This window comes from Paraflavitalea sp. CAU 1676 (assembly GCF_029223285.1).
Lineage (GTDB): Bacteria > Bacteroidota > Bacteroidia > Chitinophagales > Chitinophagaceae > Paraflavitalea.
Map to the genome: position 1 here is coordinate 338,565 of NZ_JARHUJ010000012.1, position 21,414 is coordinate 359,978.

At 51.0% G+C, this 21,414-nt stretch carries 15 protein-coding genes; 8 read left to right on the top strand and 7 right to left on the bottom strand.

The window, feature by feature from the left end; translation table 11 throughout:
- Positions 1-160: 160 nt before the first annotated feature.
- Positions 161-1,576, bottom strand: coding sequence for a S41 family peptidase (locus P2H89_RS33485; protein WP_275835566.1), 1,416 nt, complete (start codon positions 1,574-1,576; stop codon positions 161-163).
- A 534-nt stretch (positions 1,577-2,110) separates the two neighbouring features.
- Here P2H89_RS33485 and P2H89_RS33490 point away from each other — a divergent pair.
- Positions 2,111-2,920 carry a M15 family metallopeptidase gene (locus tag P2H89_RS33490; protein ID WP_275835568.1) on the top strand — a complete coding sequence of 270 codons (810 nt, stop codon included), beginning with the start codon at positions 2,111-2,113 and terminating at the stop codon, positions 2,918-2,920.
- 53 nt (positions 2,921-2,973) lie between these two features.
- On the opposite strand, the gene P2H89_RS33495 is transcribed toward P2H89_RS33490, so the two are convergent.
- The 6 genes from P2H89_RS33495 to P2H89_RS33520 all read right to left on the bottom strand — a co-directional run bounded on the left by P2H89_RS33495 (position 2,974) and on the right by P2H89_RS33520 (position 10,554).
- The gene (locus P2H89_RS33495) at positions 2,974-3,333 is read right to left on the bottom strand and encodes a hypothetical protein (protein ID WP_275835570.1); all 360 of its coding nucleotides are present in this window, start codon (positions 3,331-3,333) and stop codon (positions 2,974-2,976) included.
- A 143-nt stretch (positions 3,334-3,476) separates the two neighbouring features.
- Positions 3,477-4,397, bottom strand: coding sequence for an arginine deiminase-related protein (locus P2H89_RS33500; protein ID WP_275835572.1), 921 nt, complete (start codon positions 4,395-4,397; stop codon positions 3,477-3,479).
- 37 nt (positions 4,398-4,434) lie between these two features.
- The gene (locus P2H89_RS33505; protein WP_275835574.1) at positions 4,435-5,898 is read right to left on the bottom strand and encodes an arginine deiminase family protein; all 1,464 of its coding nucleotides are present in this window, start codon (positions 5,896-5,898) and stop codon (positions 4,435-4,437) included.
- Between the two features lie 309 nt (positions 5,899-6,207).
- On the bottom strand, positions 6,208-7,269 hold the full coding sequence (locus tag P2H89_RS33510; RefSeq protein ID WP_275835576.1) for a hypothetical protein: 1,062 nt from the start codon (positions 7,267-7,269) through the stop codon (positions 6,208-6,210).
- Positions 7,270-7,494: 225 nt separating this feature from the next.
- On the bottom strand, positions 7,495-7,914 hold the full coding sequence (locus P2H89_RS33515; RefSeq protein ID WP_275835578.1) for an OsmC family protein: 420 nt from the start codon (positions 7,912-7,914) through the stop codon (positions 7,495-7,497).
- A gap of 195 nt (positions 7,915-8,109) precedes the next feature.
- A complete protein-coding gene (locus tag P2H89_RS33520) occupies positions 8,110-10,554 on the bottom strand; it encodes a hypothetical protein (RefSeq protein WP_275835580.1) in 2,445 nt (814 codons plus the stop codon).
- A 118-nt stretch (positions 10,555-10,672) separates the two neighbouring features.
- Between P2H89_RS33520 and P2H89_RS33525 the strand changes: the two genes are divergently transcribed.
- From P2H89_RS33525 to P2H89_RS33555, 7 genes are all read left to right on the top strand, one after another.
- Positions 10,673-11,431, top strand: coding sequence for a hypothetical protein (locus P2H89_RS33525; RefSeq protein WP_275835581.1), 759 nt, complete (start codon positions 10,673-10,675; stop codon positions 11,429-11,431).
- A 149-nt stretch (positions 11,432-11,580) separates the two neighbouring features.
- Complete coding sequence (locus P2H89_RS33530) at positions 11,581-12,672, top strand: aminoglycoside phosphotransferase family protein (RefSeq protein WP_275835583.1); 1,092 nt, start codon at positions 11,581-11,583, stop codon at positions 12,670-12,672.
- Between the two features lie 126 nt (positions 12,673-12,798).
- Positions 12,799-15,951 carry a glycoside hydrolase family 2 TIM barrel-domain containing protein gene (locus P2H89_RS33535; RefSeq protein ID WP_275835585.1) on the top strand — a complete coding sequence of 1,051 codons (3,153 nt, stop codon included), beginning with the start codon at positions 12,799-12,801 and terminating at the stop codon, positions 15,949-15,951.
- Between the two features lie 17 nt (positions 15,952-15,968).
- Positions 15,969-17,282, top strand: a complete 1,314-nt coding sequence (locus P2H89_RS33540; protein WP_275835587.1) for a DUF3472 domain-containing protein — start codon at positions 15,969-15,971, stop codon at positions 17,280-17,282.
- Positions 17,283-17,325: 43 nt separating this feature from the next.
- Complete coding sequence (locus P2H89_RS33545) at positions 17,326-17,964, top strand: carbohydrate-binding family 9-like protein (RefSeq protein WP_275835589.1); 639 nt, start codon at positions 17,326-17,328, stop codon at positions 17,962-17,964.
- A gap of 29 nt (positions 17,965-17,993) precedes the next feature.
- Positions 17,994-19,028, top strand: coding sequence for a LacI family DNA-binding transcriptional regulator (locus P2H89_RS33550; RefSeq protein ID WP_275835591.1), 1,035 nt, complete (start codon positions 17,994-17,996; stop codon positions 19,026-19,028).
- 115 nt (positions 19,029-19,143) lie between these two features.
- Positions 19,144-20,493: a Gfo/Idh/MocA family oxidoreductase gene (locus tag P2H89_RS33555; RefSeq protein ID WP_275835593.1), complete on the top strand. Its 1,350-nt coding sequence runs from the start codon at positions 19,144-19,146 to the stop codon at positions 20,491-20,493.
- Positions 20,494-21,414 lie beyond the last annotated feature (921 nt).

Below are 21,414 nucleotides of genomic sequence, written 5' to 3' on the forward strand. Positions count from 1 at the left end.
ACGGTTATGCAGGGCCGCAGGCGCATACGATCCCTTTCCGCAGCTCTGTACTACGAAAATGGAACAATAACCGCTATCGACCAAGGGGCCAATGCGACAGATTGCAGGTTGTTTGCGCTAACCTGAACTGCAGGCAGACAACAATGAAGGGAGGCTGCCACTATAATGGCTGGAACGCCTGAGCTGTTGTATAAATAGTGCCATTACGCAACAGCGTTTTCCGGGTGAGGCTTTCGATCTTACCGCTTGCGTTGCGGACGATATAAACCCTCGAGCTATTGGGGCCATGGTCTTTGTTGAGGTCCACGATCGTAAACACATCGGGCTTCAGTTCTTTCAATTGGTAGTGCTGAACTGCTTTACCGGGTTCTGTTCTTGTCCAGGTAAAGCCATTCGCGGCATAGGTAATCGTCAAATGGTTGTTGTATTTGCCTGCCAATCCTGCATAACGGCCGTTAAGGTTACTTGTTGGGGTATTGGTTGAATTGTTTTCGTCAATCAGCCATTCCACCACTTCCTGCTCCGCCGGGGATGATGGCGCTTTTGCGATTTCCTTTAATATCATCACGCGCACGGCTGCCAGCGCATCTGTTTGTCTGGTCAGCGAATCCGGTATCACACCAGTTCCTTCCCAACCGGTATTGGTATAGGGGCCAACCACCATTTTGAACGGAAGGAAAACAACCAGATTATTATCGAGCGGTGCATAGGTGCCGGCAATACCTGCCCCGGCGGTGGTATCGCCAACGATCGCTGCACGGTGCAGTTTCTGCATGGCATACGCAAATCCCTCAGCCGCAGAGCCGGTGCCCCTGCCCACTAAAATGTAAACCTTGGCGCCTGGGTTCCTTTTTCCCGGTACGTATGAATAGGTCCATTCCTGCACGTCCTTCGTGCGGTCTTTATAAAAGCCATTCAGGTAAAACTGCTCATTGCCTGCTTCATAAAAGTAGGAAGCCAGGAAGCGCCCCATTTCACCAGAGCCGCCTCCGTTGGAGCGGATATCGATAATTACATGTTTACTGTAGGCCGCTAAATTCATCGCGGCAGCCGCCGTTTCAAAGGCTTCCTGTTTGGCAAGGAAGGGGCCGGGAAAATTGATATAGGCGGTCGAGGTAAGGGCATCCATTTCAACCGACTTAACGCCATAATTGCCACGTCGCAAGGATTCCGTTTCTGAATTAGGAGCCTCCTCGCCATTTGAGGGGACTGTTAAGTTTTTGAACAGGTCAGCATTCGCAAATATATTCAGGTGCACATCGCGGTGCACTTTTGCCAGATCACTAGTCAGCTTGCCGGCTAATGCCGATTCATTAAGGTTATTATACTTGCCTTCAGATAGGTTTTTCAGTAAGGTGCTTTGGTACTTTTCGGAGATCGTGGGGAACGGATATTTGTCGACGAGCTCGTTGGCCAGTTTATGGACAATGCGCTGCACATTATCGTTGCCAACAACCTGGGTATAGGAAGGAGCCGCAAAAATTAATAAGAAAGATAAAACAGGCAACAGGGCCTTGAGGGTTGACGATAGTTTGGCAGTAGTCTTAAAGTGGGAATTGCTATTCGATTGGCGCATTATCTGGGTTGTTTTTGGAAGTTACCAGCAAGCCAATCGCTCGCCCAAGATAAAGAAAATTATTCCAGGATGCGTCTTGAGAACATGTAATTCGCTGTATAGCGAATGCCATCAAAAAAATCCCAGGCAATCCCCCCATGTCATGTTTTGTCATGACATAACCTGACACGCTCAAAAATTCACTCCGTAAGATTTGGAGACCTGCAATGGCTTACAGTAGGTTTGCTATACAGGAGGCAGGAGAAGAAAAGGACTCGCCGAAGGTGCAAGAGCAATGGAAAAAGATCAACGGCGGAGCATGCAAAAGGCACCGCCTCCCAGCCGCTCCCGTACCCGCTCCGTACCCGACCCGTACCGGTCCCGTATAAATAGCACAACTTTTGAAAACAGGCCTCTTACACCAAAAGCGGAAGGGCAGCTGGTGCACCTACAGGTTGTGAAACGCCGAACCAATAAAACGGAGACGCACCAAAATCCAGTTACGAGAATTGCCCCGCTTAGTTGTATTTTGAGCCTATAATTGTTGTCAATCCAATGTATAGTCGTCGAAGCAAAATAAACATTCAGTCCATAAAGCACCGTGCCTTACTGGCCCTGACTTTCATCTTTCTAGGTCAACTCGCACAGGCCCAGGATGCCACCGCTCCCAACACCGCCCAGCGCCTGCTGAAAGCCTATCCCGACTGCATCTCCGTTATCAACAACAACCAGGTTATTTTTAAGAACGGCATCCGCCTGCCCTGGGACGACGGCAAACAAAAGACCCTGGAGCAGCAATACGCCCAGGCCGACCTACAGGATCAGTTGAACACCGTATATGTTAAAGGGAAAACGCCCCGGCCCGCCGAACTGGATGATCCCGGCCGCATCCGCAACGATAGCTTCTTTAAAGCCATGTACGGCGCCACCCCCGCTGAGGTACAAAAGAACTTCGTGACCATCACCTGGCTGCCTAAAACAGCGCCACAACAACTAAAAGTAACTCGCATCAATGGAGTAGATAAAAAACTGCAGGCGGTGTCGGATGAGTTGGAAAAGTTACCAGCCATGTTGCCCTATTTGCAAAAAGCGGCCGGTACCTATAGCTGGCGCGTCATTAAAGGCACCACGCGGCTCAGCACGCACAGCTATGGCATAGCCATCGATATCAATACAGGATTCTCCAACTATTGGCAGTGGGACAATAAAACGACCGACGAATCAAAGAAGATCCCCCAATACATTAACCGCATTCCCTGGGAGATCGTCGAGATCTTCGAGAAGCACGGCTTCATCTGGGGTGGCAAATGGTACCACTACGACACCATGCACTTCGAATACCGGCCTGAGTTGCTGGCAAACTAACTGGCCTTACCTGCTTTGCATCCCGGTCGCAGGCAAAATCTCCCAACCTTGCCTCAGGGCACTTCTACCGCATCATACACCTCCAGCTCATGCGCATGGTTGATAGAAGAGAACAGCAGAGGCTGACCGTTATCCTTGAACTTCGTGAAGCGTATCTTCTTACCCACCACGGCAAGATTTTGCGGCAGGTTCTTCAGGTAAACAGCATTGGTGCAATTATAGATTGGCTTGGGGTCGCTGCTACCGAGGTTGCATAGAAACCGGTGATCGGCAGGGTTGGGGTTCTCCACCAACGCCGCCAAACCAAAGTTAGACTGCACCGCGATGGTAACCGTGGCCGCAGGTTGTTTGTCCTTTTTGCAGCCGCCTGCGGCAACCGCGCCAACAACCAACAATGAGTAGAGATACTTCATGACAAGCATTTTTTCGTTGACCTAATTTCCTCCAAAAGAGTTGCATGTCCGTCCTGAACTGTCCTTTTATTTGACGTATACGATATAAAACAAACGGCATACCCCAATGGAGTATGCCGTTTGTTTGGGAAGGACTGCTTCCTTTATTCTGTAATAAGTCGTTCCAGGAATACTTCCGCCATCATACAGCGGGCGCTGCCCCCGCCATTGGTCTCGATGGTTTGCAGGGGAGCATGCACGATCCGGTTATAGCTACGCAGCCGGTTAACCTGCTCGGGCGCGAGGGAGTGGTAAGCCTGCGAACTCATCACCAGCAACGTTTCACCCTGTATACTGGCCACCTGCAGCATATTACCGGCAAAATGGTTCATCTGGTCGAGCGTAATGGGGATCAGTTCTTTGCCCGATTGATCGATGGTATTCTCCAATAATTCACGCTCCTCCGCTTTCAACACCGCATCGAGGCAGATCACCACATAGCGGTCGCCCACACACATCACCACATTAGTATGGTAAATGGCCTGGCCCGTAGAACCAAACGCATCGAAGATGATGGGTTGAAAATCCATCGCCCGGCACCATTCTTCCACGATGCCCCGGTCGGTACGCGGACTCAGACAGGCATAGGCCAGCTTAAGGTCGCGGTCGAGCACCATGCTGCCCGTTCCTTCCAGAAATCGGTTTGCAAGCTCGTAGTGCGTGAGGTCATAGGTTTGTTGAATGACGAATCTTTCTTTCAGCTTTTCAATCACATGCGGCTTGCGCTCCAGCCGGCGGTTATCGGCAAACATGGGATAGAGGCATACCGTGCCATCGGCATGAAAAGAGATCCAGTTATTGGGGAAAATAGAGTCGGGGGTATGGGGCTCGGGCGTATCGTTGACGACCGTAACGTCCACACCGTTGTTGTGGAGCATGGATACGAAAGCGTCGAACTCTTCCTGCCCTTTCTGCTGGGCCTGGGCATCCTGGCCCGGCACCTGGAATTCATTGTTGACGGCCGTTTGGGCATTGAAGCCAAAGTTGACCGGTCTGATCATTAAGATATATGGGGTAACTGACATGATGTATTCCGGATATAGTTTTTAATAGAACAGGTTCCTATTCTTTGTCTGCAATTTCTTCGCGCACCAGCGGCATACTCATACAATGGAAACCACCCCTTGCGCGCGACAACTCGGCCGATGGCATCAGGATCACGGTATTCTCCAGGTCTTCGGGTTGGGTAATATCCTGTTCAAACTGGTCGAGCAGTTCTTTAACAGGCACTACAGTGAACCCTGCCTGGCGAAAGGCCTCGACCGTTTTATCATTGCGGTCATAACCCAATACCACGCCTTCTTTCAGCGCCAGCAGGTTGCAACTGTCCGTCCATTGTTCGCGGGTATCGTAGGGGAACTTGTTGTTGCCCGAGTAAATGAATTTGATCTTGCCTTCACAACCCAGGTCATTGCGGCTGATATCGGTAAGCAGCTCTTCCAGGTTATCGAAGTACTTGGGTTCTTCCAGTGCCTTTTTACGAAACTGGATGATCTTGATCTTCTCATCCTTTTTCAATCCGCCTTCGAGTATGCGTTCTACGGCATCATCATCTTCGTGTTTCATCACCTTTTTAGAGAACGCGCCCAGCATTACCCATACATCACGCCTTACCTGGGTGAAGATGGTATCGATGTGCATGTAGTCGCGTTTCTTGGGTATCTTGATCACCGTGATCTTCTTCACGATATTCTTTTCGAAGAGCATATTGATCACCTGGTGAGCGGCTTCCATCGAAGTGCGTTCGCTCACACCCACCAGCAAATGGTCTTTGCTCACTACCATTACATCACCGCCTTCGAGGGTAACCTTTTTCTCATCACCATCGCGGGGCAGTAGAAAGTGATGGAAAGTGTCGGGGATCTCGAGAATATTATCCCGGTATCTTTCGAACAGCGGATGGTTGAAGAAGATGTACTTGGCCAATAGTGCTTCGCGGGTGCGGGCTTTCTTTGCTGGTTTATTGAGCAGCACGTGATCGTTGATCACGATGCCGATATCGCGGGTAAAAATGAAATTGGGGATAGGGGGGAAGAGCAGGTCGTCGCCCGCCAGTGTGCCGCTGATCATCACTTTCGAGAGCTGCGCCGGTGGTAGTTCCAGCAACTGGGTTTGCGTGGTATAGGAACATTGTTCCACCGCACACACGGAGGCTACCAGTTTAAGACGGATCTCATGATCTTCCAGTATCTCCGCCAGCAGCCATTCCAGCTCTACCACCTTTTCGCTTTGGAAGAAGTCTTTTTTCTCGGGCTTGTAGAAGTTGCGCCGGTTATCGGCAGCATCTATTTCCTGTAAGCGCCCTTTGATCTTGCCGGGATCGAGGAAGTAGAGCAGTATTTTGGTGTAATAGTCATATTCCTTGCGCCGGATGGTTTCGAGGTGCACAATGTCTTCAAACAACCAGTCCTGCGCTTTTGAGGGCACTACGCGGCCAAGTCCGCTATCCGGACTGTGTACCAGTAATCTTTTAAGTGTTCCAACTTCCGAAGTAACGTGTAAAATAGTCTTGTCTTTTTTAGTCATATAGGCAAATTGATCTGTAAAACAGTATGGAAAGCAGGGTGCACGGAAAAAACTGATCAGGGAAGCTAACCGGGAATGTAATAGTTAACCGGCAGTAGTAACTGCGCAAAAGGGGAAATATAAGATGGCGATGGTTTCATTTCGGGTAACAAATATACAGAAATAACCATTTGGACAAGGAAGGGCAGGTTTTACGGCTACGTTAACAAAAAAGGGACCCATGTCTTTCGACATCGGCCCCCTTAAACTTTAGTATGCAGGACATGGCAGCAGCATTTCAAAGCAGGCTGCTGTATGTAATATACTGAATTATTTGACAGCCATTTGTTTTACTACGCCGCCTTTTCCATCTTCCTGGAAAGTTAGGTACAGGTTTCCCTTTTTCATCACCAGGCCGGTATAGTAGCTTCCGGTACCGCCGGCTGTTATTTCGGCCCACTTAGCGCCATCGAATTTGCTAACCTTGATGGTGTGTGAACTGGTCACATGGTACGATACATAAGGGCTATCCTGTGCATCGAGTGCCAGCGATACGTTGTCGTTGCCGCTGGCAAATACCGGGTCGCCTACGTTTACCCAGGCTTTGCCATCGAATTTCTTCACCAGGATCTTTCCATCCCAGGTATATTGATAAGCCACTACGGGCTGGTCTTTGCTGTCGAGTGCCATGTGAATGTAGCGGCCTTCTTTGTCAGATGCCGGAGCAGCACCGGTAAGGTCCCATTGTGTGCCATTGAAGGTTTTTACGGTTACCTTCTTGCCATTCTTGCTATCGGCAAAGCAGATCACCGGCTTATTGGCCTTGGTGAATAGCAGGGTGATCTCATCGCAGGTAGCCTGATCCTGCGGAGAAGCCAGCTCCACCCAGGCATTGTTGTCGAGTTGCGATACCGCCAGGCGGCCACGTTTGTAATCGGCAAAAGCACAATACAGCTTGTTGTTGTTATCGAAAGCGAGGGTGATGTAATTAATACTTCCTACGCTTACAGGCCCGCCACCAACGGTTTCCCATTCCTTACCATTGTATTTTTCAACATAGGCCAGGTCGCCGGTAGTGCCTTTCTTGCGGCACTTATAAGCTACATAGGGAGTGCCATCTGCTGCTGTGGCAATGTCTATCATCGTAGCGTACGCGCCCGAGAAATCGGGTTTGCCCACGTTGCCCCAGCTTTTGCCATCGAAGGTCTTCACGTTCACGCCATTCATGGTATTGTCGTACGCGGCGTACACATTTCCATTATTACCTACCGAAAAGGCCATCTTGTTGTTGCGGGTAATGGCATCGCCCAAAGGTTTCCAATCCTGGGCGTTGATGGACGAAGCACTTAATAAAATAGCGGCAAGACTTGACTTGTAGAGAACATTCTTCATGTAATAGGATTTTATAATGAACTAAAGTATAGTCTATCCTATTGATACGCAATGGCTTTGGGGGTGATGCTGTGTGAGTTTCGGGAAATGCGTGGCGAGTTGTAGTGACCGTGCAATGAACTGTCATGTAAAATAGTGTCAGGGCCTTCGGAAGCAGCCTGGAGGGTAAAAAACAAAAAAGCCCATTGCTTGTCGCAATGGGCCTTCAACTACTTATAGCACCGGTTATTGGTAAGTAACGCTCATGGTAATGGGCACGCTCAGGGCTTTGGAAATGATACAATTTGCCTTGGCGCCATTGGCGATCTCGTTAAACTTGTCGGCAGATACACCGTCGATCGCAGCAGCTTTCAACTCGAGGTGGATACCATTTACTTTGAGGGCTACCATGTCGAGGTCGAGGATCGCCTGGGTGTCCAGATCGCCGGGGGTAAAACCTGCCTGAGACAGCGCGGCGCTAACGGCCATGGTAAAGCAACCCGCATGAGCAGCTGCCAGCAACTCTTCGGGATTCGTGCCAACACCTTCCTCAAAACGGGTCTTGAAAGAATACTGGGTTTTATTCAACGTGGTGCTCTGTGTGGAGAGAGCGCCGCTGCCTTCTTTTAAATTGCCGTTCCAATGTGCGCTTGCTGTGCGTTTCATAATTAAATGGTATTTGAAAGTTTAAAGAATGAACCTGTATAAAATACTATGCCAGCCTGGAGGCCGGCGTCGAAAAAATGAATAGCATAAAGCTACGGGATTTAGTTTAACCTGCCGCGGCCGGTATGTTATCTGCAAGAGAAACCATGATTTCGACAAAAGATTTTATGGAATGGTAACATGGCTGGCAGGGTTTCATTGGGGTGCCTGTGCAGCAGGCGCGTCGGAAGGCGGGATTACTTTGAACCAGGTTTTACCACTGATGGCGCCCTGGCCGGTAATGCCCTGCAACACGGCCACAAACCTTCCGTTGAGGTCGTTGGTCGAGAATTGCAGCGTGGCTTCTCCCTGCTGATTGGTGACCACCTGGTAATTCCAGTACACGGTCGACATCAGCTCGGGTTCCGTAGGATTGAACTTTTCATAGTCTGCCACATAAAATTCTTTGGGGTAAGAAACGCCCTGTACCTGTTGCAGAAAGCCCGGCGGCGTGTCGTCCTTACAACCTTCATACACCACCTGCATGCCCCTGTAGTTATACAATTGACCGTCCACCGGCTGCGAGCCCGTGGGATGGTTCTGGCAGTTGAGCACATTGTACATGCATACCCAGTCGTTGCAGTTGGCGCTTTTGAATACAGAGCCCCCATAGTGGTTTTCCTTTTTGGCAGTGACCACCACGGCTTGCAAGGCTTTCTTTAGATGGTCCTGTTCCTGCACGGACAGCTCGGCCCGGATAAAATCGGCCGGGGGCCAATGCTGATGGGATAAGCCCGTATCCAGTATACTGCATGGATTGCGCATGGTGACCCGGTAGTCCTTGAAATCTTTTACATCGCTTACCAGAATGATGACCTTCTTGCCGGGTTCTGTAGCCAGTGCCTGGGCAGGAAGTTCAAAATGCCCTGCAGAGTCGGTGGCCAGCGTATAGGTTTGCTTGCCGGTGATGATCATAAGCGAAACGGGTTTCCTGACCGGCCGCTCCCGGTAAGTGACCACTCCCATGTCGCAGATCTTTTCTTCCTGTTGAACCACGGGAGGGCTGTTTTGGATCTCTTCCCATTTATACCGCGTCCAGTACCGTGTGAGCAAGAGCTCCTGAATGTTTTGATCGTTGGTGAAATAGTCGGCGGCCGGCAGGGTAGCAGGCGCCGGCAGAAAACGGTCGAAGGTCAGGTACCGGCCAATGTCGTAAGCGCGGGTGGTATCGATGCGCGACGCCAATACGCAGGCAAGCGAAAAGATGCCGGTTACGGGCTGTCCCTGCTGATTGGTGACTTTAACTGTTAACTGTAGTTTGGACCGGTGGTGGTAGAGGGCAGAGTCGGTTGTTAGTTGAACCTGCAGGGGCTGCCGCCGGCGAATGTACACGGCTCTTTCTGCCCGTGGTGTGCCGGTAGAATCGAAGAAGGTCAGCGTTACCACCCCTTCGGGCATGTCGTTGGTGGGTATACGCAATGCTGCACGTTCTTTGGTGGTGCGGAAGGTGCCGGAGAAAAACGATTGCCGGTAGTTGTGCGCTACCAGGTGACAGGCGCCGGGGCCGGGTGTGCCCATCTCTACCAGTAGGGTGCTGTCGCCGGTAACTCCATCGCGAAGGTGCAGGCTATAGCCTTCGGGCGCAATCGGTGGTACCTGATATACGGGTTGATGGGTGGCATCGTCGAGCCGGATGGTGTAATTATTTCCCAGCTGCGGTATCCAATCGATCACGGCGGTGCCATAGCGACTGGTTTGAAAAGCGGCCACCACCTTCCCGTTGGCCAAAAGCTGTCCACGGAGGGCGAGGGGAGTACCAGCGCCATTCCTGATTTCCAGGGCCATACTGGTCGGTTGCAGGTGCACGAGGTTGCCTCCTTCCGGATATAGTTTAATGATCGCTTCGTCGAGCAAGAGCGGTATGGCCGTCCGGATCACCTGTTTCTGTTTGTCGCGGGTAACCGTGGCGAGTAGTTGCAGCCTTTTGCCGCGTACGGCTGCTTTAGCTACACCCAATGATAGCTCCCCAAATGCATTGATCTTTTGATTACCCGATTGCAGGGGTTTGCCATCGGCCAACAGGCTATACGCTACGGTGCCGCCGCTGGCGAGGCCGCCATACTCGGTTAGCACTTTAACCATGAAGAAAGCCGAGTCGCTGCTGGCTGCGTTGGCAGCAGCAGGTAGTATCGATAGTTTGAAGGTATTGGGCTCACTACCCCGGAGGCTGATCGATTGCTGGAACACCGGTTGCCGGGTATGGTTTAGGTATTGATTGGTATAAGCCAGCAAACGGTATTCGCCCAGCGGCAGGCTATCGGGCAAAAAGAGGGTGCCGCCGCCGAGGCCATTGTCGAGCACGAACCTTTCCGTCGCCGCGATCTTTTGCGTGGCTTCTTCCACCAGTACGGTATAAAGTGTGTGCTGCGGAGCAGTGGTGTCATACCCCATCACGTAAGCGCTGAACCAGATGTTCTCGCCATGCACATACACATTCTTGTCGGTGTGCAGGAACAGGTCCGAAGGCTGCCTGGACGTATACAATGAAAAGGTCGAGTCGAGCGCTTCGAGGGTGGCCAGGTCACGTTCCTGGGCTTGAAGCTTACAAGAAAGCAAAAAAACTGCAAAAAGTAGTAGGGAAGTATGGATTGGCGATCGCATATAGATTATGAAAATAAGGATTGCCGGTTGTCTGCCCCAAAAAAAGAAATGTGATGCATGTTGATTGGGGAGGCGGACTTGCAAAATGATTAAATTCGCTCACTTTTCTTAAAGCATTATGATCACCGAAGCTGTTTACAAGGAATACCTGAACGGTAACTGCGCCGACGCCTGGCGTGAGATCGCTTTTGTAAAATATGGAAACTTAACGCTGGCCGAGCGCGTAGTGGTTGACAAGATTATGCAGGAAGCACTGAGGCGTATTGAGCAGAATGTTGCGATTGTTTGGGACATACTTCGACAATACGGGTATCGATATGTGAACTTTGGTGATATGAATCCGTTCAATCAGCCAGTTGTTGTCGGTAGCCCGAGCCAATACGAGCAAAAGCTGGCCATCAAGACTGGTTTCGTCGATTTTGAGGAAGTATCGGGCCATCTGCCTTTGTTCTTTGCAGCGTTCATAAGCCGCTTTGATGTGGTGGATTTCAGAGGCGAATTCGAGGGTATTGAAAACAAAGTATTGTTGGATGCTCTCTATGTTGATAGTTTTTCCGATTGGAGTGATATTGAACCTTTGACTTACGAAGTTGAGTTCCGGGAGCGGGATTGTGTTGGCTACATGTTCACTCCTGACCAGTTTCATAAGGAAAATGTAAGCGGCGATGCAGGTCCTTTTGTGATTATTGGGGAAGAACTTCAGATAGATAATTTCGTGGTTGGGTTTACCGATGATTATGACCTGACCTTCCTTGAATACCTTCGATTTTGTTTTCACTGGGCTTGTTTGCCCAATCTTCATTGGCTTTCCGAAAAGGATTTTGAACCCTATGAACAAATAGTACGGGAAGTGAGAGCCCGGCTTCTTCAATTCTAAGCGCCCTCCTGGCTGCCCTGGCACCCAATATATGCACAACCGGTTGCACATCCGCCGAGCCGTTTCCTCCACTAAATTCGGTGCCGTATAAGAGCGGGTATGCCCTGCTTTTATGCTATTTCACATTAAGAAGCAGCATTTATTACTCTATGTTCAAGAATATACTGGCAGCCTATGGCCTGGAAACTGGTGATGTCTTTATCGAAGAATTCGGCATGGGTCTCATCAACAAGACCTGGAAGGTAACGCGCAACGACCATTCCCAATCCTATATCCTGCAAAAGATCAACCATGCCGTGTTCAAACAACCGGCCGATATCGCCTTCAATGTTGCCGCAATTGCAGACCACCTGCAAAAGCAGCACCCCGAATACCTGTTTATTACTCCGTTGCAAACCCTGGATGGACAGGATCTCTTTGTCGTCGAGGGGGACGGATATTACCGGATGGCGCCCTTTCTCGAGCAATCCTGTACCCTGCAAACGGTACAGGCGCCCAAGCAGGCCTTTGAAGCAGCCCGTCAGTTTGGCCGCTTCACCAGCCTCTGCGCGAGTTTCGATGCCTCCCGTCTCAAGGTGACCATTCCCGATTTTCATAACCTGCCCTTCCGCTACCAACAGTTCACGACCGCCCTCGAGCAAGGGAATAAAGAACGCAAGGCCGAAATGAAGGAGTTGATCGCTTTCCTCCAGTCACAATCGTCCATCATTACCACCTACAACCAGATTGCGGGCAATCCTGCTTTCTCCCTGCGGGTTACCCACCACGATACCAAGATCAGCAATGTATTGTTCGATACAGCCGACAACGGCCTTTGCGTGATCGACCTGGATACCGTGATGCCCGGTTATTTCATCAGCGACGTAGGCGATATGATGCGCACCTACCTGTGCCCGGTGAATGAAGAGGAAACAGATCTTTCGCTGATCACGGTGCGGGAAGATTATTTCCAGGCCATCGTGGCCGGTTACCTGTCGGCCATGCAGCCTTTGTTGAGCCGCGAGGAAAAACAGCATTTCGTATATGCCGGCAAATTCCTGATCTACATGCAGGCATTGCGCTTTCTTACCGATTACCTGAACAACGACGTGTACTATAAAGCCCGTCATCCACGCCACAATGCCGATCGTGCCGAAAATCAGGCGGCCCTGCTGCAGCAATTGCTCGATAAAGAACCCCTGCTCAATAGCATCGTAACCGACGCTTTGTACGCCGCACAAGGCAGTAAAGTAGAAGGATAACTGACTGTTCCACGCACGCAACCGATTGTTGCAACCGATTGTGTGAAATTGTATGGAAGACTCGCAAACCGCCCTTGTTATGGCTACCTTTAGCAAGGTATTTGTTCACCGTTTTTATATTGAATGATGAAATTGATGTTAACCGGATGGTGTATCGCGGCGCCACTGATGATGATGGCCCAAACCATTCCTGCAGAACTGCAATCGCCCGAGATCACCTCCGTGAACAGGCTTCCGATGAAAGCCACCGCCTTCGCTTACGAGAACAGGCAACTGGCTTCCAGCGGTAAAAAAGAACAATCCGCTTTTTTTCTTTCCCTCAACGGGCTTTGGAAATTCAATTGGGTACAGGACCCCACCCAGCGACCGGTTGATTTTTACAAGAAAGATTTTAATGATGCCAGCTGGAATAATTTCAAAGTACCTGCCAACTGGGAAGTAAACGGATATGGACTGCCGATCTACGTCAATCACCCCTATGAGTTTACCGGTCGCGCGAAGACCGGCCGTAACCTGAATCCTCCCTTTGATATTCCCGAACACAATAATCCGGTAGGCTCTTACCGCAAGAAGTTTACGATGCCCGCCAACTGGAACGGACGCCAGGTATTCATTCACCTGGGCGCTGTGAAGTCGGCCTTCTTCATTTGGGTGAACGGTGTGAAAGTAGGTTACAGCGAAGACAGCAAGCTGGCTGCCGAATTCGATATCACCCGCTTTGTACAGGAAGGAGAGAACCTGGTAGCGCTCGAAGTGTACCGCTGGAGTGATGGCAGCTATCTCGAGTGCCAGGACATGTGGCGCATATCCGGTATCGAACGGGATGTGTTTGTTTATTCAACGCCCAAGCTCGACCTCAACGACTACAAAGTGATGGCCGACCTCAGCAACAACTACACCACCGGCGAACTCACCATCGATGCCACCGTGAACAGTTACAAGATCGACAAAAGAACCTTACACAGTAAACCCGATACTTTTTCCATCGAGATTGAATTGGTAGACCGGGAAGGAACTAGCGTGCTCAAAGACGCCACCAACAATGTACAGGCTGTTTTGGGCAATTACCGGTCTACCGTTCAGTTCAAACGCCAGGTGCCTGGCGTAAAGACCTGGTCGGCCGAAACGCCCTATCTCTACACGCTGTACCTCACCTTGAAAGACAAAGCCGGCAACGTGCTGGAAGTAATTCCGCAGCGCGTGGGCTTCCGCAATATCCGGATCGAGAATCGCAACTTCCTGGTAAACGGTAAAAGAGTTTTCCTGAAGGGCGTTAACAGACACGAGCACAACGCCACCCAGGGCCATACCCTTACCCATGCTGATATGGAGAAGGATATGGAAATGATGAAGAAGCTGAATGTGAACGCTGTTCGCCATTCTCATTATCCCCCCGATCCGTATTGGATGGAGCTGTGCGATCAATACGGCCTGTACGTGATCGATGAGGCCAATATCGAATCGCATGGCCGGTATTATGACCTCGAAACCACTTTCGCCAACGACCGCCAGTGGCTGAAGCCCCATATGGACAGGATCCTGCGCATGTATGAGCGCGATAAGAACCACACCGCCGTGGTGACCTGGTCGCTGGGCAACGAAGCCGGCAATGGTTCGAATATGTATGAGGCCTACGACTGGCTGAAGCAGCACGATAGCCGCCCGGTACAATACGAGCGCGCCGAAAATGATTACAATACTGATATGATCGTGCCGCAATACCCTTCGCCCCGCTGGCTCGAAAGGTATTCGCAGCGAAATCCCGACCGCTTGATGGTGATGAGCGAATACGCGCACATCATGGGCAATAGCCTCGGTAACTTCCAGGAATACTGGGATCAGATCGAAACGCATCCTTACCTGCAGGGCGGTTTCATCTGGGAGTGGATCGACCAGGGTATCGATACCGTGAAGAACGGCAAACGCATCCTCGCTTATGGCGGCGACTTCCCGTTGAGCGGCCCCGTGAACGAGAACTTCAGCGATAACAACTTCTGTGTAAAGGGTGTGGTGACGGCTTATCGCGGACTGACTCCCATGGCCATCGAAGTAAAGAAGGTATACCAGCATATCAAAACCATTAAGAAAAGCAATACGGAGATATCTGTGCGCAATGGCTACTTCTTCCGCAACCTCGACAACTTTCAACTGAACTGGGAGTTGCTGGAAGATGGCAAAGCAGTAGCGAAGGGGAGCATTCCCCAGCTGTCGATAGCGCCCCAGCAACAGCTCGATCTCGCTATTCCGTATAAGAACAAGATCAGCGAAGGCCATGAGTACTTCCTGAATATTACTTATACCCTGAAAGACGCTGAGCCATTCCTGGAAAAGGGCTATGTGATCGCGGCGGAGCAATTGCCGCTGGCAGACAAGGTGATCTATACGGCTGCACCGGCTAAAGGAGGCAACATCACGGTGGCTGAAAATGGCGGTCAGCTGGTATTGAAAGCGAAAGACTTCACCATTAGCTTCGACCTGGCCCGTGGTGTACTGAATGGATATACCCTCAAGGGACAACAACTATTACAACAAGGACCGCAGCCTGCTTTCTGGCGTGCGCCTACCGACAACGATATCGGCGCCGGGTTCAATCACTCACTGCGCAACTGGCGCGATGCCTTTGAAAAGGGCACAGAGCTTTCGGTTACCAAACAGGCTATTACCGGAGGGTACGAAGTGGTGATCACCAAGAAGCTCCTCAATGGCGATGCGGTGGCCGAGCAAACCTTTACCGTATATGGCGATGGCGCCATTAAAGTAGACAACCGTTTCAAGGCGGTGGCGGGCAAGCACAAGCTGCTGTTCCGCGTGGGTAACGACCTGCAATTGAACGGACAGCTCAGCAATATCCGTTTCTATGGCCGCGGCCCCTGGGAGAATTACTGGGATCGCAAAACAGCCTCTCCCGTTGGCATCTACGCGCAAACGCTCGATGAACAATATTTCCCCTATGCAAGACCGCAGGAAAGCGGCAACAAAGCCGATGTGCGCTGGGTAGCATTGACCAATCAGCAAGGAAAAGGCCTGCGTTTCGAAATGACCGATAACCTGCTCAACTTTGCCGCATTGCCCTATAACATCGATGACCTCGATCCGGAAGCTGACAAGAAACAATATCACTCCGGTGAACTGGTAAAGCGCAAAGAGATCTACCTGCATGTAGACTTGCAGCAGCTTGGCTTGCAGGGCATCGACAGCTGGGGTTCACAACCGTTGGAACAATACCGTATCCCTTATAAAAACCACCAATACAGTTATTGGATTAAACCCGTACGCTAATGACAACCCCCACTGTTTTGAAACAAATTCTCGTCATCCCGGCCTTGCTGACTACAACGGCGCTGATGGCATCACCCTTACCGGCCGATGTGCCGCCGCCCTTCAGTGCAGCGGCCAGTGCCACTATACAGGTACCACTCGGTGGCAATACCTGGGCATTCGGTGGCGCCGAAAGGAGGCAGGTATCTGGAAATGGCATTGAACGCTGGAAGAACAAGGAGGTGTATTTCATCACCTACGTGCGCATCAATACACCCGGTTCGATGGTCGTGAAACTGAAAGCCAGCAATGCGCAGGCTAGTCAGCTCACGATGACGATTGCCGGTAAAAAGAAGAAGGTGCCCGTGGGTGCCGGTGTTGACCAGTGGGCTGCCGCCGGCGAATGGCAGGTAAAAGATACCGGCTATATCGCCATCCGCCTCGAAGGTGAAAGCCGTACAGGCGATGAGTTTCCCGCTATCAGCGACTATGAGATCAGCGGCACGGCGATCAATACGGCCACAGCCTATGTGAAGAACAACGAAGGCAATTTCTTTTACTGGGGCCGCCGCGGCCCTTCCGTACACCTCAACTATCCGTTTGCTGATAGCACCCAGGCGGAATGGTTTTACAACGAGGTCACAGTACCCGTAGGGCAGGATGTAATAGGTTCTTATTACATGGCCAATGGGTTCGGCGAAGGATACTTCGGTATGCAGGCGAATTCCGCCACTGAGCGCAGGATACTGTTCTCGGTTTGGAGCCCATTCTCTACCGACGACCCCAAAAGCATTCCCGAAGATATGCGCATCACCATGCTGAAGAAAGGCGAAGGCGTGCACACCGGTGAGTTTGGCAATGAAGGTTCGGGCGGACAGAGTTACCTGCGTTTTCCCTGGAAGGCCGGGCTTACTTACCGTTTCCTGCTGAGAGGCGTACCCGATAACAACAACCATACAACGTATACGGCTTATTTCTATGATCCGGAGCAATCCAAATGGATGCTGATCGCGTCATTCAAAAGGCCCAAGACCAATAAACACCTTACCCGGTTCCATTCCTTCCTCGAGAATTTCAATCCCGAGCAGGGGCACCTGGAGCGCAGGGTATTGTTTGGCAACCAGTGGATCCGTGATGTAAAAGGCAACTGGATCTCCCTGTCGAAAGCAGGTTTCACGTATGATAATACGGCTGCCAAAGGCTATCGTAAGGATTATGCCGGTGGGGTAGAAGGGGATAAGTTCTTCCTGAAGAACTGCGGCTTCTTCAACCAGTACACGTTGTACAGGACCTCTTTCGAGCGCACAGGCGGTAGCCATCAGCCGGAAGTTGACCTGGAAAAATTGCCCTGATCATAGCAACGAACAAAGACCTTGTCCTTTCAAAATAACTGATATGAAGAAACTGACCATCAACAAGCTTTCCCTCAACAACACGCAAGACATCAAAGCGGCTGGTGTTGCTTTGGATGCCCTGGTGAAGCAGCCTGTTGCGGAAGCTCCCTGGATGGCCAGTTATCCCTACAAGCCCACGGTTCATTTTGCGATGGGGCACCAGGCAGACCGGCTTTTTCTGAAATATTATGTAACAGAGAAAGCCATTCGCGCTGTCGCCAACCAGGTAAATGGAAAAGTGTGGGAAGACAGTTGTGTGGAGTTCTTCATTGCTTTTGATAACAATGCCTATTATAACCTTGAATTCAATTGTATCGGTACTGCGCTGATCGGTTTCGGACCGTCGAAGCATGAGCGCAATATGCTGCCGGCACCCGTGGTGGAGCAGGTGGCTATCCATACATCCATCAACCGGCAGCCTGCTGCCGGTACTATTCATTGGGAACTGACGATCATTATTCCATTGTCAATTTTCCTGCATCATCAACCGTTGACCTTATCCGGCAAGGATTGCCGCGCCAATTTTTACAAGTGCGGCGACCTGCTGCCCGACCCCCATTTTGTGGCCTGGTCGGGTATTGATTCATCGACACCTAACTTTCATGTGCCGGCTTCCTTTGGCAGCCTGCATTTTGAATAGCCATTTGTTCATCTTAAAAATTATCAACGATGGAGAACAAGTTGCCAACGGTAAAAGAGATTGCCCGCCGTCTCAATGTTTCGGTTTCGACCGTATCGAGAGCTTTGAGCGACCACCCGCGTATCGGGTTACGTACCAAAACGAGGGTGCAGGAACTGGCGAAGGAACTGAACTACGAGCCCAATGCGAAGGCTATCTTTTTCAAGCAGCGCAAATCATTCATCGTAGGGGTGATACTGCCCTTTATCCGCGAAGAGTTCTTTTCGCAGGCGATCAGCGGTATCGAGGCTGCGGCGATGGAGCACGACTACACCATTCTCTTTGGACAGAGTTACGACAATCCCGATCGTGAGAAGCAGGTGGTGGAAACGATGAAGAAGCAGCGGGTGGACGGATTGATCATTTCGCTTTCTAAAGAAACCAACAAATACGATCACCTGCAGGCGCTGGATAAGTATGATATCCCGGTAGTGTACTTCGACCGGGTACCCCAGCTGGAACAGGCGCACAAAGTGTATTGCGATCTGTACAAGGGTACTACCGAAATGGTGAACTGGCTGTTCAACCGCGGTTATCGCCGGGTGGCCTTCATCAACGGACCCGATAAGCTGTCGGCCAGTAAGGAAAGGCTAAAAGGTTACCTCGAAGGCGTCTCGAAGCAAAAGCTCAAGATCGATATGCAGATGGTGGAGACGACCGACCTTTCGCGCGAGAGCACGCACGAGGCCATGAAGAAATTACTGGCGCTCAAGCACCGGCCCCACGCCATTGTAACGTTCAATGACTATGTGCACATGGATGCGGTGCAATATGCGGAGCAGCACAATATCCTCATCAACAAGGATATTGCATTTGTGAGCTACGCCAACCTGCCCATCACCAACTATACGGCCTATCCGCCGCTGGCTTCTATAGAGCAGTATCCATATGGCCAGGGCAATAAGGCGATGGAACTGATGATCCGTATACTGAATGAGAAAGGGATGCCCACCAATGGCGCGCGCACTTATCACAACGAGAAAGTGGTGCCCACGCTGGTGATGCATCAACCCGTGATCCGGTAAGTTGCTTTTTTGCGCTACCGGTTGCACGTACGATGAAACGATATGCTTCATAATATTGATGATCCCGGGCATGCTGACACTGGCCGGATGCAATCAACCAAACCAAATTTGATTCATGAACAGGAAAGAATTCGTAAGAAACACCAGTTTGGCCGCGGCTGCCCTGGTACTGCCCGGTAAGAGTTTATTCGCCTCGAACAAAGCGGAGGCTAAGGTTAAGACAGCCATGATCGGCGTGGGCCTTCGTGGTATGAGTCACCTGGACCTTTTGCTGAAACGCGACGATGTAGAGCTGGTGGCGATCTGCGATGTGGATGATAAGATGCTGGCCCGGGCTAAAGGCATGATCACCAAGAGTGGCAAGAAGATGCCTGAGGTGTTTACCGGCGATAATTATGCGTGGAAGAAAATGCTGGAGAAGAAGGGCATTGAAGCGATAGTGATCGCTACGCCCTGGGAGTGGCACAAACCCATGATCATTGGTTCGCTCGAAGCGGGGATCAAGTACGTGGGTACAGAGGTGATACTCGGTATTACCATGGCCGACCATTGGGAGGTAGTAAAGGCTGCTGAGAAGTACCAGGGTCATGTGATGATGCTGGAGAATGTTTGTTACCGCCGTGATGTAATGGCGGTGCTCAATATGGTGCGTCAGGGATTGTTTGGCGAGATGGTGCACCTGCAGGGTGGCTATCAGCACGACCTGCGCAACGTGAAGTTCAATAATGCTGATGGAAGCAAGGGTGTTGAGTTTGGCGACAAGGCCTTCTCCGAAGCCAAATGGCGTACGAATCACTCGGTGTACCGCAATGGCGATCTGTACCCCACACATGGTGTAGGCCCCATCGCACATTATATCAACATCAACCGGGGTAACCGTTTTCTCACCCTGAACTCTTTCTCTACCAAGGCCCGTGGCCTGCACAATTATGTGGTGAAAGAGGGAAGTGAAACGCATCCCAATGCAAAAGTGAACTTCAAACTGGGTGATATCGTTACTACGCAGATCTCCTGCGCCAATGGCGAAACGGTGTTGCTGCAGCACGATACGAACCTGCCAAGGCCTTACTCATTGGGATTCCGGGTACAGGGAACCGAAGGTTTGTGGATGGATGTGAACAGGAGCATTTATATCGAAGGCAAATCGGCCAAAGGCCATACCTGGGACGACCAGAAGGCCTGGCTGGATAAATACGACCACCCGCTGTGGGCCAAGTACAGCAATTCGGCGGCGGGCGCTGGTCATGGTGGCATGGACTTCTTCGTGATCAACTCCTTCATCGAGTCGGCCAAGCGCAAGGTGGCCACGGCGATGGATGTATATGATGCAGCGGTATGGAGTGCGATTACGCCACTCAGCGAGCAGTCGATCGAACTGGGTAATGAGACCGTTGAATTTCCTGACTTTACAGGTGGCCAGTGGATGTACCGCAAACCGGTATTTGCGCTGGACGACCAATATTAAGCTATTCCATAGCTTATCCTACGTTCTACTATGGTTTACAAATCAGGGCCAGCCTTCGGGTTGGCCTTTTTGTTTTGGAAAAGGGCATAAAATTTCGTATATTTTAATTGATGCTTTTTACTCCACGATATACTTCACACTTGGGCGCTTCTGCCCAACATCCACTACGGTTAAATCGGTCTTAGGGTACGGTCAGGCTACCCTCCTGGTACGGTTGTGATACGGTCATGGTACGGTCGGGACCACTGCTTACCCACGACTTACCCAGGGCCAGATCAGGACCAGCTATGGGGTTGATCAGGGAATGATGGGAGCGGGATCAGGAGGGGATCAAGGAAATGGCTTTACAGGCAAGCAGGTCAATACTGAAATGGCTTTACAGGTGAACAGTTGTTACTTGGTGAGCTTTACAGGTAGGTGATCTGAAGCTGTTGCATGGGCTGAGTATTGGCTTTCTGCCGCCAAAATTTGGCCTCCATAGAGCCTGGGGTTTGTCAATGAAAAGACAGGTGTTTCAGGCTGGGTGCAGGCCATGCGGAAGAGATGGGTAGGCGGGGAGGGCCGTCTGCCCGTACGGGTAACGGTTGCTGCAGGACTGTTTGCAGGGACGGGGACGAGGGCACCTGCCGGTACGGGAGACGCGGTTGGGTGCGGGTGTCGTGACGAGGCTTGTGGCGGCCTCCGGAAGGTTTTTAATGCGCGATCTGCGAGTTTGCGGCATTCCTCTTGGTCGGTGCTTTGGGGTGGTCTGTTGGGGCGCTAATGCGTTTTTAGGGGATGGTGTCTTGCAGGCGTTGATTGTCCTTTACCAAAATAGCTATACAGTTTCCATAAAACACGACATTTATGGAGCATATGGTCAAAAAGGTAACAGGATCCGAAAGCCGTGAGAGTTACCGGTTTTCAGAATCGCAGAAAAAA